The organism is Streptomyces halobius (assembly GCF_023277745.1).
Taxonomy (GTDB): domain Bacteria; phylum Actinomycetota; class Actinomycetes; order Streptomycetales; family Streptomycetaceae; genus Streptomyces; species Streptomyces halobius.
Window position 1 is genome coordinate 1,515,223 of sequence record NZ_CP086322.1, and the last position, 12,992, is coordinate 1,528,214.

Consider the following 12,992-nt stretch of genomic DNA (forward strand, 5'->3'; position numbering starts at 1 on the left):
CCGGGGGGCCCGCAACTGATGTGCCGTCACATTGCCTACCTTGGACCGGAGATACCCTTCGGCCAGGTGATCCTCGGCCCGCCGGACGGTCTGTACCGGCAGTCGTGGGCACCGCGCCGTCAGGTGTACGGCACGGTCAACGCGGACGGCTTCGGCGTCGGCTGGTACGCGCCGGGCGACCCGGTGCCCGCCCGGTACCGCAGGGCCGGGCCGATCTGGGCCGACGATCTGCTGCCCGACCTGGCACGAGTGGTGCGCACCGGCGCGCTGCTCGCCGCCGTACGCGATGCCACCGAGGCGGACGCGGACGCCGAGGCGGCGGCCGCGCCGTTCGCCGCCGGCCGCTATCTGTTCAGCCACAACGGCGCGGTGACCGGCTGGCCGGACTCGCTGGCGCCGCTGGCCGCCGCTCTCCCTCCGCAGGAGCTGCTGCGGCTGCAGGCCCGCTGCGACACGGCGTTCCTGTGGGCGCTGGTCCAGCACCGGCTGGCGCTCGGCGACGACCCGGGCACGGCGCTGGCCGGCACCGTCACGGCGGTGGCCGGTGCCGCCCCGGGATCGCGGCTCAACCTGCTGCTCACCGACGGCACCACCATCGCCGCCACCGCCTACGGCGACACGCTGTGCCACCTGGCCGTTCCCGGAGGCGGCAGGGTCGTCGCCTCCGAGCCGTACGACGATTCCCCCCACTGGACCGACGTCCCCGACGGCACCCTGCTCGTCGCCACCCGTACGGACATCCACCTCACCCCGCTCAAGGAGCCCGCTGCGTGAGCCCCCTCACCATCACCCGCACCCTGCCCGTCGACGCCACCGCCGCCGCGCTGCGCGCCGATGTCGCCGACGGCCTGTCCCGTACACCCAAACAGCTGCCGCCCAAGTGGTTCTACGACGCCCGCGGCAGCGAGCTGTTCGAAGAGATCACCAGACTGCCCGAGTACTACCCCACCCGCGCCGAGCGGGAGATCCTGCTCACCCGCTCCGCGCATGTCGCGGCGGCCACCGGGGCCCGTACCCTCGTCGAGCTGGGCTCCGGCTCGTCCGACAAGACCCGCCATCTCATCGGCGCGCTGACCGGCCTGCACACCTATCTCCCCATCGACGTCAGCGAATCCGCGCTGACCGCGGCGGGCGAGGCACTGCTCGCCGAGCACCCCGCACTGACCGTGCACGCACTGGTCGCCGACTTCCAGCAGGGCATCGCGCTGCCCACGACGCCCGGTCCGCGCCTGCTCGCGTTCCTCGGCGGCACCCTCGGCAATCTGCTCCCCGAGGAGCGGGCCGCCTTCCTGCGCTCCGTCCACGCCATGCTCGCCCCGGGAGACGCCCTGCTCCTGGGCACCGACCTGGTCAAGGACGAGTCGACGCTCGTCACCGCGTACGACGACGCCCAGGGCGTGACCGCCGCCTTCAACAAGAACGTCCTCCACGTCATCAACCGCGAGCTGGACGGTGACTTCGACCCGGAGGACTTCGACCACGTCGCCCTGTGGAACGCCGAGCAGGAGTGGATCGAGATGCGTCTGCGGGCCCGTACGGACCTGACGGCCAAGATCCCCGCGGTGGACCTGGCGGTGTCCTTCACCCAGGGCGAGGAGGTACGGACGGAGGTCTCCGCCAAGTTCCGCGAGGACGGTGTGCGTGCCGAACTGGCGGCTGCTGGGCTGGTATTGAGCCAGTGGTGGACGGACAGCGCGGAACGCTTCGCGCTGTCGCTGTCGTTCCGCGTCTGACTCAGCCGCACCTGACGAAGTTGCATCTGGAGGGGGCGGGCCGGGGCTCGGATCGGGCGGTTGGCCCGTACCGTTGCCCTCTCGCCCCTCGCCCCGGGAGCCAACCCGTCGCCCCGTAGCGTCAGCCTCTCGTCCCTCGTCCCAGGGGCCGACGCGTCGCCCCGTAAAACCTCACCACTACGCCCGCCCACCCCCCGAAGGGGGGTGGGCGGCGGGGAAAAAACAACAGGGGTGGGTGGGCGGCGAGGTAAAGGGGACGCCGGTTTCGGTGACTCCGGTCATGATCCGCCGTGGCACCGAACCCCGGTGGCCGATCGTGCATCAGACTGGGTGAAATGTCTGGTCCGGCGCCTCCCCGGCCGTCCGACGGGGAGGCGCCGGCTGATGCGGCGAGGCGGCAACTGGTGGAGACGAGCGAACACCATCCCGTACCGGCGGAGGGCGCGGACGACGCGGGCGGGCCGGCCGGGGACCGGGAACCGGACGAACCGCCGTGCCAGGACGGACCGGCCTGTACGGGACACCGCCGGGCCGGTGTTCCGCTGCGCGTGACGCTGGCGCTCACGCTTCTCACGGTCGTCACGGGCGGTGCGGCGCTGGCGCTCCGGTCCGGGCCGGGTGATCCGTCTCTGGCGCCCGGGGACGCCGCCAGGGGGACGTACAGCGCCGACCGGGCGGCGGGTGACGCGGCGGCCGCGTCGGTGCTCGCCGGAGGCTACACGGAGCGGCCAGGGCCCCCGGGGACGACGCTCCACAGCGGCGCGTCCGCCTCGCCGCCCGCCTCCCGGCCCCCCGTCGCCGCCCCGGCGGCCCCCGCTCCCCCCATCGGCGCCCTCTTCTCCCCCGCGCCCGATGCCGGCCCCGACGACGCCCCGACGCACCACTGCACCGCGAGCGTGGTGCACTCCCCGGCGGGGGACCTCGTCGCCACCGCCGCGCACTGTGTGCACGACGGCGGCTTCCGCACCCGGCTGGTGTTCGCACCCGGCCTGCACGACGGGATCGCGCCGTACGGCCTGTGGGTGCCCACCCGGATCGATGTCGACCCGCGCTGGATCAGCGACCAGGACCCCGACCATGACGTGGCGTTCCTCAGGGTGCGCAGGGCCGGCCGGGAGGACCGGCGGATCGAGGCCCTGACCGGTGCCGAACGGATCCGGTTCCACGCGCCGGCCGGGCGCCCGGCGCAGCTGACCGGCTATCCCCTCGACCGGGACACGCCGGTCAGCTGCCGGCACACGGCGGACGCGGAAGGGCCGTCCCAGTTCCGCTTTCCCTGCGCCGGATTCCCGGACGGCACGAGCGGCGGGCCGCTGCTCACCGACCTCGATCCGGCCACCGGCACCGGCTCGCTGATCGGTGTGATCGGTGGACTGGACGGTGGTGGCGACGACAACACGTCGTACAGCAGCAGGTTCGACGAGGACATTGCCGCGCTCTACCGGCGAGCGACGACGGCACAGCTGTGGCGCGGCCGCGCGCCACGGCTCCCGTAGCGTCGCTCCGGGGCCTGCCCCGGCCGCCGCGGCACGCCGTGTCAGGCCCCGCGCCGTACCACCGTCTGCAGCACGGGCGGCAGCGCATACCAGTCGGCCGTCGCGAAACTCGCGTGCGCCGCGGCGAGTTGACGGACGCGGGCCAGCGCCTCCGCCTCCGTCGGGTGGGTGCCGTCGATCACCGGCGGGACCTTGTGCGCGTCCGTCATGACCAGGAGGTAGTGGCGGGTGTCGTACCAGGCGGCGTCGATGCTGCCGTTCAGGTAGGTGGCGGCGTCGCCGTCGAATACCACGAACCAGGGGCGCAGCGCGGGGTCGGTGTAGCGCTCGCGCGGGTCGCCCGCGGCCGCGCCGTGCACCGCCGGGAACGCCGTTGCCTGCGCCAGCTTTCCCTGCCGGGCAAGGTTCTTGAGATGGGTGGCGTACTCCACGTCGGTCCACAGCTTGTCGAACGGGTTGTCCTCCTCGACGGTGCCGGGTATCAGCTCGAACAGGAACTTGCCGGCGAGTTCGGAGCGCGCGGGCCAGGCGCCGGCCCGCGCCGCCTCGTCCGGTGTGGCGTGGCCCGCGGTCAGGTCCCCGGGGCCGTAGACCGCGTCGCCGAGCTTCTGCCGCACCAGGGCGTCGAACTCGGCGGGTCCACGGCCGCCCTTGGCGTGGAAACCGTCCTTCATCTCGACCTTGACCATGATCGGCCGGTGGCCGGGGTTGGCGTCGTGCCAGGCCTTCATGTCGGCGAGGCAGCCGCCGAGGTCCTGGTCACGGTCCTTGGCGCGGAGTTCCGCGACGGTCGAGGCACCCACGCAGTTGTTGTCGTTCCCGAGCGGGGTGCTGTGCGAGACCCGCCAGGACGAGCCGAACCCGTTGGCCCAGACGTCGATTTCGACGAGCGCGGCACCGGAGTCCAATGCGTCGGCGAAATAGGAATACTTGTCCTTTTCGTAGGCGTTGTGAACGCCCACGGACGTGCTGGTGTCGTATGTCGTGACGGCCGGCTCGGCCCCCGCCGGTCCGGTCGCCGCGATCACCGCCGCAGTCGCGACAGCGATCGTCCCCACGCACCGCGTCTTCTTCATGTTCCCCGCTTCCCAGGATTCTTCGGCCGTTCGGCCACTCGTTCCATCGGTCATACGGTCGAGTGGGCAGCAGCGTACGGGAGTTGCCCCCGGCGGGAACCAGGGGGCGGGGTGCGGGGTGGCCGACAGCAAGGCGGAAGATGTCCCGGATCGGTCACCACAGGTTGACGACAGCGCCGGTGAAGGACCGATGGCAGGGCGTTGAAAAACCCGATGAGAGGGTTGACAAGAGTTGATGGGAGAGTCGATGACCAGCAAGAGACCGGCAAGCAAGGGTCCGGCCACGGGGCTGCCACTCGCGGCGGCCGTGCTCACGGGGACGGTCGCGCTCTATATCGCGCTCGTCGCCTTCGGCAATATCACCGACTTCGACACCAATCGGGAGTTCGTCCGCCACGTCCTGGCCATGGACACCACATTCAAGGACGACGACCTGATGTGGCGCGCCGTCACCTCACGCTCGCTGCAGGACACCGCTTATCTGGCGATCATCACCTGGGAGGTGCTGGCCGCGGTGGTGCTGGTCGCGGCCACCGGATTGTGGGCGGTCGGCCTACGGAACGGGAACCGCACCGCCCGCGCTCGGCAGGTGGCCACCGTGGGGCTGCTGATGGTGCTGTTGCTCTTCGGGGCGGGATTCCTGGCCATCGGTGGCGAGTGGTTCGCGATGTGGCAGTCCGAGGACTGGAACGGGGTGGAGGCGGCGACCCGGAACTTCACCGTTGCGGGGATCGCTCTGCTGGTGACGCTGCGCTCTGCCTGAGCCGACATGGTTGCTCGCCGTTTTCGGCTTCCCGCCGCAGGGGGTTTCGCCTGCGGCGGGCCTGAGCCGACGTTATCGGCTGTCCCGCCATCGCACCTGCGGTGGGCTGTTGCCGCTGCGCGGGGCTGTTCGGCAGCGGTGCCGGACCTCCGGACTCCGTCCTGCGGACCGGCACCTCCCGAAGGGGTGGGGAAGAAGACCGGTAGGGGTACACGTAGCCGGTCATGTACACCTTGTGGACGTGACCACAGGCACCCGACAGACGACATGTGCCCCCACCGGCCTCTTTCCCCCACCGTCGGGAGGATGGGGGTACCTCCCATGCCCTTCAGGCTATGGGGGAGGGCCGCAGGACGGAGTCCCAAGGCCCGTCACCGCACCCGAAAACCCCACGCCCGCCGCAGGCGCAACCCCCACGGCGGGACAGCCGAAAACGGCGAGCAACCCAGCCGGCCTAAGCCGAGCGCAGCGCACCCCCACTCGCTGCGTACACGTCCTCCATGTAGCGCCCTGACGCAGTCAGTTCCCGCAACCACCTCTCCGACTCCTGCGCCGAAGCCCCCGTGCGCGCCCCGTGCAGCTCCCGGAAGGCGGCCCGGACGCCGGGCGCCATCCGGCTGCCGTCGCCGCAGACGTACACCCGCGCCCCGGCCTGTAGCAGTTCCCACACCTCGTCGGCCTCAGCGGCGATGCGGTGCTGGACGAAGCGGTGGCCGTGCTCGGGGCGGGCGCTGAAGACGGGCCGTACGGAGACGGCCCCGGCCGCTTCGGCGGCCGCGAGTTCCGTGGCGTGCAGGAAGTCCGCGGTGCGGTCGTCGCAGCCGAAGTAGAGCCGCGCGGGGGCGGTCTGGCCTGCGGCGACGCGGTCGGCGACGGCACCGCGGAAGGGGGCGAGCCCGGTGCCTGCCGCGACCATGATGACGGGCGTGGTGTCGGCCGGGTCGAGTCGGAACGCCGCGCGGCAGGGCTGGACACGGGCCAGCAGGGTGTCGCCGGGCCGCAGCGTGTGCAGATAGGTCGAGCCGGTGCCGCCGGGCAGCAGCGAGACCATCAGATCGGCGTGCCGGGGGTCGTCGGCGGGCGACGACGAGAGGGAGTAGTGCCGGATGCGCAGTGGCGGCAGCAGTTCCAGGATCGTGGGCCAGGGCAGTGCGCCGCGCAGCGCCGGGTGTGCCTCGATCAGTTCGATCAGGGTGCACGGGTCGTCCTCGGCGATGGTCTCCAGGGCCAGGCGCTCGGGCGGGCAGGGATTGTGCGCGGCGAGTACCGCGCGCTGCCGGGGTGTTGGCCGGCTTCCCAACTCCAGGTGACGAGTGAGGAGTTGGCGTACGGACAGGGGTCGGTCGACGGGGAGGGTGTCGCGGCCGGGGTGTGCTGAGTGCAGCGCGAGAACGGTGTCCAGGTCGACGCCGAGGGCGCTCGCCGCACGCTCGACGGCGGCCGGGGTGTTGGCCGGCAGTACCGCCAGATGGTCGGCGGTGCGGTAGCTGACGCTCTCGGGCAGTGCGATCCGCAGGAAGCGCTTGGGCCGTGGCCGGCCCGGTGCCGTGAGGTCGGATGCCTCGGTGACGGTCATCGGGACGAGGTCGTGCCGGGCGGCCAGTGCGTCCAGCGGCCCGCCGGCGACCTCTGTAACGGTGTAACAGGTCTCCTCGACGGCCGGAGCGCTCGCGCCGGCGCCGGCCGGATCGCCGTACCGCGTCAGCAGCTGGGTGCGCAGTGCGGCGGTGAACTCCTGCACGGTGCCGCTGAGATCGCCGGAGGCGTCGGCCTCGGCGCGCGGCAGCAGCCGCCGCGCACCCAGCGCGTCGAGCCGGTCGTCGATGAGGGTCGGCACCTGCTGGTAGGTCGCGGGCCAGTTGCGGTCGCCGACGCCCAGGACGGCGTACGGCACCTGAGCGGCGGCGCCGTCGGGCGCGGTGTTGAGCCAACGGACGAAGGCGGCCGCGTCATCGGTGGGCTGACCGTTGTAGGAGGCGGCGACGATGACGACGGGCCGGTCGCCGGGCAGCCCGCCGGCCTGCGCGTCCAGGGGTGCCACATCGGTGGCGAAGCCCAGGCCGGCCGCCTCGTCGGCGATCCGCTCGGCGAACTCGCGGCAGGTGCCGTAGTTGGTGCCGTGCAGCAGGAGCAGTCCGGTCCCCTGCGGGACGCGGGTCGGCAGACCGTCGTCCGCCGCCGGGGCGGCGGCGGTCGCGCTGCCGGGGAGTACGGCGAGCGCGGCGCGGGTCGCGGCCCGGTCCTCGGGTGTCCGCGCGGCCAGGGTGAGCGTGAACCCGTCGGGCTTGAGGGTGAGCGTCTCCTTGATGCGCAGCCGGTAGTCGGTGTGGTCGATCAGCCGGTAGCGGTGCACCAGGAGGGCGAGCAGCATGGTCGCCTCGTGCAGCGCGAACTGCCGCCCGATACAGGCGCGTTCACCGGTCCCGAACGGTTTGTACGCATGCGGCGAGCGGGCCGCCTCGGCCTCCGGGCTGAAGCGGGACGGGTCGAACAGCCCGGGGTTGTCGCCCCAGGACGGGTCGCGGTGCAGCATCGGTGTGAGCACCGTGATCAGATCCCCCGCCCGCACGGGGTAGCGGCCGCCGAGCAGGGTGTCCGCACGGGCCTGGCGGGTGAAGGCGGCGGCCGTCGGCCACAGCCGGAGCGCCTCGTTGAGGACCTGCCGGGTGAACGGAAGCCGCCCGATGTCCTCGAAGGACGGGGCGGGGTCGGGGTCGTCGCCCCACAGTTCGTCGGCCTCACGCTGGGCCATCCGCAGCGCGACCGGGTCCTTGAGCAGGTGGTACAGCGCGAAGGAGAGGGCCCCCGAGGTGGTCTCGTGACCGGCGATCAGGAAGGTGATGACCTGGTTGCGGATATTGGCGAGGTCGAGGGTGGGGCCGTCGCCGGCGCCTCCCCCTTCCGTCGCGCCGAGCATCAGGCCCAGCAGATCGTCGTCGCCGGTCTCGCCGCTCGCGGTCCTGGCGGCGATGACCTCGTCGACGACGGACGCGAGGTAGTCCGCGTCGACGCGGAACGCGGCGTCCTCCTCGGAGTGGTCGGCGCCGGGCTTACGGGCGAACTTGGTCATGCTCCACTGGAGGCAGCGCACCATCGACTCGACGAACGGATGCGGGGTGTCGCGGGCGAACGACTCGAAGTCGAAGCCGAAACCGGCCAGCCCGATGGTGTCCAGCGTCATCCGGGTCATGTCGTCCGCGACATCCAGGGATGTGCCGTCGGCCACCCGTCGGTCCCAGCCGGCCATGACCCGGCGGGCGACCTTGAGCATCGCCGGGTGATAGGTGCGCATCGAGCCGAGCGCGAAGGCGGGCATCAGGACCTTGTGCGCCTTGGCCCAGTTCGGCTCGTCGTTGTAGGCGGTGAACAGACCGTCACCGGCGAACTCCCGGACGTCCTCCAGAACCACCGACACCCCCTTGGCGAAGCGGCTCTCGTCGGCGATTTCGGTGACCAGCTCCAGCGAGGAGACGAACAGCGTCTCCCGGTCGTTGAGCTTTCGCCTGAACAACGGGCCGTGGACCCGTGCGAGGTCCATGGCCTGCTGGATGGGTGTCGTGGTGAGACCCGCCGCCGAGATGTCGGCGACCGGTATGCCGTTGTCAGCGGCGGGTTCATCGGTGCGGAGCGCGATGGTGTCGATCATGCCTCCAGCGTGACCGGCCCGGTGCATGGGTCTGTACCGGACAACTGCATGATTGTGCAGTGGATTTTCGCGGCCGGATCTTGCGGACGCACGGGAAATAGGGCACTGGACGACGGGGATGCCGAGGGCATGGCGGACGGTACGGCGGGCGAGGGCGCGGCGGGCGCGAGCAGGGCGCGGGGGGCGGCAGGGCCGGTGGGTCCTCCTGGTGGGGACGGGCCGGGCGGCCCTCCCGACCCCGCCGGCCCGTACGCCGCCGGCCCCTGGCGCAACTACTTCCTGATCCTGCTGGACCGCATCCCCACCCCGATCGCGGTGTGCCACGCCGACGGCGAGGTGCTGATCGCCAATCCGGCGATGGCCGCGCAGTGGGGCGCGGCCCCCGGCCGGCTGCGCGGCCGTAATCTGCTGGATCTGTTCCGGCCACGGGCGAAAGAACAGCTCCACCGGATCGCCGAGGCGGTACGGCTGGGGCACCGGTCCCGCTATCCCGTGGAGGTGCACTGGCGGTCCGCCTCCGACGGGTCGGAGCGGGAGGGGGAGCTGACGGTGGATCCGGTCGGTGACCCTTCGGTACGGCCGCCCGCGCTGCTGGCGCTGCTGCGGGTCCGCGACACCGCACCGCCGCCCGCGCCGCGTGACACGGCCAGCCCCGTGGAGGCCCGGATCCTGGCGCTGGCCGCCGGGGGCGCGACCACGGCCTCGATCGGCACGGCACTGGGGCTGACGGTGGACGGCGTCAACTACCACCTGACCCGGCTGGCCCGCCGCTGGCGGGTGCAGGGCCGTACCGCGCTGGTCGCCAGGGCGTACGTCCTGGGCGTGCTGGCACCGGACCGCTGGCCGCCGGCTCCCGCCTGAGCGGCCGACGCCGGACACGGCCGGATCCATCCGCCCGGAAGGACGCCGGCGGGCAGGTACGCGGGGTGCACAGGCACCCAGGAGCCCGTTCGCCGAAGTCGGGCCCGCGCTCCCGGCGGGCACGCGGGCACGCGAGAGCCATTTGCCGAAGTCCGGCTCGCCCTCCCGACGGGTGCGCGGGCCCGCGCGTACCCGGCCAGGACTAACCTCCCAGGTATGGAGGAGAACGCAGCCGCGCAGTTCGAGCGCGGAACGGACGGCCCGAAGGTCATCGTCGTCGGCGTCGACGGCTCCGACTCGTCGTGGCGCGCCGCCGCGTACGCGGCCGGGCTGGCCAGGCGCCAGGCGTCGAAGCTCGTCCTGGTCTACGTCCAGCCGGTGCTGCCGGCCGGAGCGACGATGGGCGCCCCCGTCGTGGACACGACACAGGAGGTCGCCGATGAGCTGATCGCCGAGTTCCGGCAGGCGACGGAGCGGCTGCAGGGGATCTACGAAGTGCGCTGGGAGTTCCACACCCTGCGCGGGGACCCGTACAACGGGCTGGTGCAGATGGCCGATGAGCTGAAGGCCGACGCGGTGGTGGTCGGCGCCTCGGAGTCGGCCGGGCACCGCATCATGGGGTCGGTCGCGGTCCGCCTGGTCAAGGCCGGACGCTGGCCGGTCACCGTCGTCCCGTAGGTGTGTCCCCCGGGATGCCCGCCCGCCGCTCCGCTGGTGGGGCCCGCCGCCCTGAGGCACGGTGGAAGGTGGACGGGCGGAGCGCCGCCCTGGCGAGGGGAGACACCGTGACCGACCGCACCTACCGCGTGACCGAGATCGTGGGCACGTCCCAGCAGAGCATGGACGCCGCGATCCGCAATGGCATCGAGCGCGCGTCGGATACGCTGCGCTACCTGGACTGGTTCGAGGTCACCCAGATCCGCGGGCATCTCGTCGACGGCGAAATCGATCACTATCAAGTCGGCCTGAAGGTCGGATTCCGGCTGGAGGATGTCGGGTGAGGCGTTTCCGGCCCTGGCATATCCCGGAACTCGTTCATATTTTCTAGGGAGTCGCCTTCCGGAAGCAGCCGCCAAAGGGTCATGATGATCCGCCGTCGGACGAACGACGGAGCGTACGAAACGTACGAAGGGATCACCCATGCGGCTGCGCGCGGGACAGGGCGTATTACGCCGGAAGCCGATCGAACACATCGAGGAGCCGGAAGGCGCGGCGAGCCAGCAGCTCACCCGGGTGCTCGGGCTGTGGCAACTGACCGCCATCGGCGTCGGCGGCATCATCGGCGCGGGCATCTTCACCCTCGCGGGCACCGTCGCGAACGGGAAGGCGGGCCCCGCGGTCCTGCTCTCCTTCCTCATCGCAGGCGTGGCGAGCGCCGCGGCGGCCTTTTCTTACGCCGAATTCGCCGGGCTGATCCCGAAGGCGGGGTCGGCCTACACCTATGGCTACGCGGTCCTCGGCGAACTGGCCGGCTGGTTCATCGGCTGGGATCTGCTGCTGGAGTACACCGCGATCGTGGCGGTGGTCGCGATCGGCATCTCCGGGTACTTCAACTTTCTGCTCGGCGAGCTGGGCGCCGAACTGCCCGCCTGGATGCTGGGCGCGCCGGGAACCGGTGACGGCCACCGGGTGGACCTCTTCGCGGCGTTGCTCTGCCTGTTGATCGCGTATCTGCTGACCCTGGGCATCAAGAACGCCGCGCGTTTCGAGACGGTCGTGGTGGTCCTGAAGGTCCTGGTGGTCCTGCTGGTGATCGGGGTCGGCTTCTTCCACATCAAGTCCGGGAACTACGAGCCGTTCTTCCCGTTCGGGGTGACCGGTGCGTTCACCGGCGCGGCGACCGTGTTCTTCGCGGTCTTCGGCTATGACGCGATGAGCACCGCGGCCGAGGAGTCCAAGGACGCCCAGCGCCATATGCCGAAGGCGATCGTGTACTCGCTGGCGATCTCGATGGTGCTGTACGTGCTGGCCTGCCTGGTCCTGACGGGTATGCAGAACTACACGGACATCGACCCGGAGAGCGGCTTCTCGTCGGCGTTCAAGTCGGTGGGCCTGAGCGGCCTCGCGGATGTCATCGCGGTCGGCGCGATCATCGGCATCCTGACCGTCATGTTCACCTTCATGCTCGGTGTGACCCGGGTGTGGTTCTCGATGAGCCGGGACGGGCTGCTGCCGAAGTGGTTCGCCAAGACCAGCCCCAAGCGGCATGTGCCGACCCGGGTGACCTGGATCGTCGGCGCCGCCTCGGCCGTGATCGCGGGGTTCCTGCCGATCGCCGAGGCCGCCGAACTGACCAACATCGGCATTCTGCTGGCGTTCGTGGTCGTCTGCATCGCGGTGATCGTGCTCCGCTACAAGCGGCCCGAACTGCCGCGGTCGTTCCGTACACCGGGGATGCCGGTGGTGCCGGCAATCGGTGTGTGCTTCTCGATCTGGCTGATCACGTTCCTGCAGTGGCAGACCTGGGTGCGCTTCGCGCTGTGGTTCGCCGTCGGCCTGGTCGTCTACTTCGCGTACTCCTACCGGCGCTCCGAAATGGCCAAGGCGGAGCGTGAGAACGCGGACGCGGGGGACGCGGACGCGGGGGACGCGGACGCGGGGGACGCCGAGGGACGGTAGTGGCTGCGGGGCGGCGCCGTTCGCTCACGCGCGCTCTCAGGCGCCGCCCTCTGAATCAGGACCTCGGCTCTCCTGCTTCCCGACAGCGCGTCAGAACACGAACGGGCCCGGGGACTGTGCGGAGGTGGCCTCGCACGTCACCGTGGTACCGAGCACCACGACCTGGAGCGAGGTGGCCTCCAGGCTGTCGCCCGCGGCGACGGTGCCGCTGAGCGGCCCGGTGGAGACTGCGCTGCCGGCCGGGATCGCCGGGTTGGCGCTGCCGCTGAACTCCGTCGTCCCGGAGCCGTTCTTGGTGAGCGTGAGCGTGGAGGTGACCGAGTTCGCGGCGATGTCGATGGGCGAGGTGATGGCCGAGGTGGACACGTCGATGGTCGCGGCCGTCCCGTCCTGGGCCGCGGTGAGCGTCGCCGTACCCGAGCCGTAGCTGCCGCAGTCGAAGGAGAGGGTCGCGGTGTCCGGTGTCACCGCTGCGGCGGCCGGCGCCATGCCGAGGGTGCCCGCCAAGGCTATGCCGATGCCGAGTACCGTGCCGGTTCCGAGCGTGCCGTGTCTCATGGGGGTACCGCCTTCGTGAGGGGGGTTGCAGGCCCGTGGGCACCGGCTTGCCGAGCACGATCGAGGGGGCGGGCGACCACGCGGGGGCCGCGGCTCGGACCCCGTGCCGACCATGGATCAGGTAGCGGTCCGGTGGGACCTGTGGTGACCTGACGGCCGGTCAGCGACCTGAATCGCTGACCATTGAGACACGCGGCCCTGAAGAGAGCAAGTCGGACGCCGCATGATTTTTGGCGCCCC

Annotated in this window: 11 protein-coding genes; 8 read left to right on the top strand and 3 right to left on the bottom strand. The window is 71.5% G+C overall.

All coding sequences use genetic code 11. The features are described from left to right. Positions 1-18: 18 nt before the first annotated feature. From egtC to K9S39_RS07325, 3 genes are all read left to right on the top strand, one after another. Positions 19-774: an ergothioneine biosynthesis protein EgtC gene (egtC, locus tag K9S39_RS07315; RefSeq protein WP_248862515.1), complete on the top strand. Its 756-nt coding sequence runs from the start codon at positions 19-21 to the stop codon at positions 772-774. Further along, positions 771-1,733, top strand: coding sequence for an L-histidine N(alpha)-methyltransferase (gene egtD / locus K9S39_RS07320; RefSeq protein ID WP_248862516.1), 963 nt, complete (start codon positions 771-773; stop codon positions 1,731-1,733). Before egtC ends, egtD begins: the two co-directional genes overlap by 4 nt. A 404-nt stretch (positions 1,734-2,137) precedes the next feature. Continuing rightward, complete coding sequence (locus tag K9S39_RS07325) at positions 2,138-3,229, top strand: trypsin-like serine peptidase (protein ID WP_248862517.1); 1,092 nt, start codon at positions 2,138-2,140, stop codon at positions 3,227-3,229. A 41-nt stretch (positions 3,230-3,270) separates the two neighbouring features. Here the strand turns inward: K9S39_RS07325 and K9S39_RS07330 are convergent, their stop codons facing one another. Further along, positions 3,271-4,305, bottom strand: coding sequence for a phosphatidylinositol-specific phospholipase C domain-containing protein (locus K9S39_RS07330; protein ID WP_248862518.1), 1,035 nt, complete (start codon positions 4,303-4,305; stop codon positions 3,271-3,273). A 247-nt stretch (positions 4,306-4,552) separates the two neighbouring features. Between K9S39_RS07330 and K9S39_RS07335 the strand changes: the two genes are divergently transcribed. Next, positions 4,553-5,068 carry a DUF2165 domain-containing protein gene (locus K9S39_RS07335; protein ID WP_248862519.1) on the top strand — a complete coding sequence of 172 codons (516 nt, stop codon included), beginning with the start codon at positions 4,553-4,555 and terminating at the stop codon, positions 5,066-5,068. Between the two features lie 454 nt (positions 5,069-5,522). On the opposite strand, the gene K9S39_RS07340 is transcribed toward K9S39_RS07335, so the two are convergent. Then, positions 5,523-8,714: a cytochrome P450 gene (locus tag K9S39_RS07340; RefSeq protein ID WP_248862520.1), complete on the bottom strand. Its 3,192-nt coding sequence runs from the start codon at positions 8,712-8,714 to the stop codon at positions 5,523-5,525. A gap of 129 nt (positions 8,715-8,843) precedes the next feature. Between K9S39_RS07340 and K9S39_RS07345 the strand changes: the two genes are divergently transcribed. The 4 genes from K9S39_RS07345 to K9S39_RS07360 all read left to right on the top strand — a co-directional run bounded on the left by K9S39_RS07345 (position 8,844) and on the right by K9S39_RS07360 (position 12,194). Further along, entirely contained in the window at positions 8,844-9,575 is a 732-nt protein-coding gene (locus K9S39_RS07345) for a PAS domain-containing protein (RefSeq protein WP_248862521.1), read from the top strand. 216 nt (positions 9,576-9,791) lie between these two features. After that, on the top strand, positions 9,792-10,253 hold the full coding sequence (locus K9S39_RS07350) for a universal stress protein (RefSeq protein ID WP_248862522.1): 462 nt from the start codon (positions 9,792-9,794) through the stop codon (positions 10,251-10,253). Between the two features lie 107 nt (positions 10,254-10,360). Continuing rightward, positions 10,361-10,576, top strand: coding sequence for a dodecin (locus K9S39_RS07355; RefSeq protein WP_248862523.1), 216 nt, complete (start codon positions 10,361-10,363; stop codon positions 10,574-10,576). Positions 10,577-10,715: 139 nt separating this feature from the next. Then, positions 10,716-12,194 (top strand): amino acid permease, encoded by a 1,479-nt coding sequence (locus K9S39_RS07360; RefSeq protein ID WP_248862524.1) that lies wholly within the window; start codon positions 10,716-10,718, stop codon positions 12,192-12,194. Positions 12,195-12,284: 90 nt separating this feature from the next. Here the strand turns inward: K9S39_RS07360 and K9S39_RS07365 are convergent, their stop codons facing one another. Further along, positions 12,285-12,752 carry a hypothetical protein gene (locus K9S39_RS07365; protein ID WP_248862525.1) on the bottom strand — a complete coding sequence of 156 codons (468 nt, stop codon included), beginning with the start codon at positions 12,750-12,752 and terminating at the stop codon, positions 12,285-12,287. Between the last annotated feature and the right edge of the window lie 240 nt (positions 12,753-12,992).